The sequence below is a fragment of the Bacillus sp. GMs2/2 genome, from assembly GCF_050172095.1.
Classification (GTDB): Bacteria; Bacillota; Bacilli; order Bacillales; family Bacillaceae_G; genus Bacillus_A; species Bacillus_A cereus.
In genome coordinates, this window is record NZ_JBNLYE010000516.1 from 1 (window position 1) to 2,303 (window position 2,303).

Genomic DNA, 2,303 nt, shown 5'->3' on the forward strand with positions numbered 1-2,303 from the left:
AAGAAATAGTAGGTGGGGTAACAGCAATAACTTTTTGGCACCATGTCCACGTTAACTTTCTATGGGTTTCTGAAGAATATAGGCATGAAGGTTACGGAAGCAAGTTAATAAAGCTTATTGAAGAATTTGCAATTGAAAAAGGGTGTAGGTTAATTAATTTAGATACTTTTAGTTTCCAAGCACCTGATTTTTATAAGAAACATGGATATAAAGTAATTGGAGTAAGTGAAGATCATCCGAAAGGACATAATCATTATTATTTAGAAAAACGGTTAAAAAGTATATAGAATTTGTTAACATTAGTATTTGGAATACAAATGCAATAAGGGCGAGGTTATTATTAATTTCAGTATTAATTGAATCAATTTTTATACTAAAACTGCAAGAACGTACTTTGGATAATCTGCCTAAGGTACGTTCTTTTTTATATCAGTAGCCTATTCTTATTAACTCCACCAATAGCGGTAAAGGCAAGACTTAACTAACTTATATATATTAAAAGGAGTTAATGGTAGAATGAATAGAAGACAGAAAATTCCTTTTATTTAAAATAGAGGAGGTACATATGAAAAAAGTTAATGTTACATACGCGATTTTGTACGATAAAACTAATGAAAAGATCTTAATGGTAAAAAACAAAGGGGAAAATGGTTCTTATTATACATTACCAGGTGGCGCAGTTAAACTAGGAGAAACATTAGAAGAAGCAGTAATTCGAGAAGTAAAAGAAGAAACAGGGTTACATATAAACGTAAACGGGATTTTTTCTATCAGCGAAGCCTTTTTCGAGGAAAGAGATCATCATGCCATTTTCTTTAATTTTCTAGGCGAAATAATCGGCGGGGAGACATATATATCAAGGCCAAAAGAAATCGAAGAGATTACTTGGATGGAATTACATAAAGCAGCACCGTATTTACGCATACCAGAACATTTACTATATTTATTACAAAAGAAAGAAACAGTACCTTATTTTTTTAATGGAACAATCGTTCATCAATCTTCATAAAAATATTATCTCATGTAAGGCGGGGAAAACATGGAGTTTATCGTTAATCACAAACAATTCACTCAAGCACTTTCAGAAGTCAACAAAGCAATATCAACAAAATCTTTAATCCCTATATTATCTGGTATAAAAATAACTGCAGATCAATCTGGAATTACTTTAATTGCAAGTAACTCGAATATTTTTATTGAAAAATTCATTCCTGTTTTAATTGAAGACGAAAAGATTGCAACCATTTTAAAGGCAGGAACTATTGTTGTACCTGCAAAGTATTTCATTGAAATAATAAAGAAAATGCCAAGTGATATAGCAATAAAAAGTAAGAATGAGCAAATTATTAAGATACAATCAGAAGAAATCACATTAAGTTTAAATGGATTTCCTGCAGATGAGTTTCCGAATGTACCGCTTATAGACAATCATGCAGAAATCAAAGTAGAGACAGAGCAATTGATTGAAGTATTTAAACAAACAGTCTTTGCGGTAGCAAAAAATGAATCTAGACCTGTTCTTACTGGGGTGCATATAGAGTTATCTAATAATAAGTTAATTTGTGCTGCAACTGACTCACATAGACTAGCGATACGCGAAACATTACTTTCCTCAGATGTAAAAGCAAATTGTATTGTACCAAGCGCAACCATTAGTGAACTTCTAAAATTAATGAACAGCAATTCGGAATTCGTATATATCTACCTTTCAGAGAGTCATATTATATTTACGCTCGGAACAACTACATTATATTCAAGACTAATTGAAGGGAAATATCCTAATATTTCTAACCTTATTCCAAATGATTTTAAAACGATTATTAACGTAGATAGAAAAAAGATATTACAAGGTGTAGACCGATCAAGTTTATTAGCAAGTGAATGGGCCAATAACAATGTTAACTTAGAAATCATAAACGAATCCACAATTAAAATTTCTTCAAACGCTTCTCAAATTGGGCAAATATCCGAAACGCAACAAATAGATGCAATTCAAGGTGAAAAACAATTAAATATATCTTTCGATGGGCGTTTTATGGTTGATGCTTTAAGAGCAATAAAAGAAGAAACGATTACTTTAAGCTTTGGCGGTTCTATGAGACCGATATTGATTGAAGCAGGAGAGCAATCTGCAGCAGTACATCTTATATCGCCAGTAAGAGCTTATTAAGGATAGAGGAAGGGATTAATAGACAAAGCAGCAATGGTAATCTGAAATACAAAGCAAAATAATAATAACCTGAATATAAAAGCCATAGATTAATCGATATGGGGTGAGTACGATGAAGAAAATAATTGTTTTA

At 31.6% G+C, this 2,303-nt stretch carries 3 protein-coding genes; all 3 read left to right on the top strand.

All coding sequences use genetic code 11. The features are described 5' to 3' along the window. A partial coding sequence (locus tag ACQGS6_RS26835) for a GNAT family N-acetyltransferase (RefSeq protein WP_426965901.1) occupies nucleotides 1-287 on the top strand: 287 nt, incomplete at its 5' end. Nucleotides 288-565: 278 nt separating this feature from the next. Continuing rightward, nucleotides 566-1,009 carry an NUDIX hydrolase gene (locus ACQGS6_RS26840; RefSeq protein WP_000757611.1) on the top strand — a complete coding sequence of 148 codons (444 nt, stop codon included), beginning with the start codon at nucleotides 566-568 and terminating at the stop codon, nucleotides 1,007-1,009. Nucleotides 1,010-1,039: 30 nt separating this feature from the next. Next, nucleotides 1,040-2,170 (top strand): DNA polymerase III subunit beta, encoded by a 1,131-nt coding sequence (gene dnaN / locus ACQGS6_RS26845; RefSeq protein ID WP_000394473.1) that lies wholly within the window; start codon nucleotides 1,040-1,042, stop codon nucleotides 2,168-2,170. Nucleotides 2,171-2,303 lie beyond the last annotated feature (133 nt).

Coding starts and splice junctions, on each gene's coding strand:
- ACQGS6_RS26840 (WP_000757611.1), top strand. CDS start 566: ATGAAAAAAGTTAATGTTACATACGCGATTTTGTACGATAAAACTAAT.
- dnaN (WP_000394473.1), top strand. CDS start 1,040: ATGGAGTTTATCGTTAATCACAAACAATTCACTCAAGCACTTTCAGAA.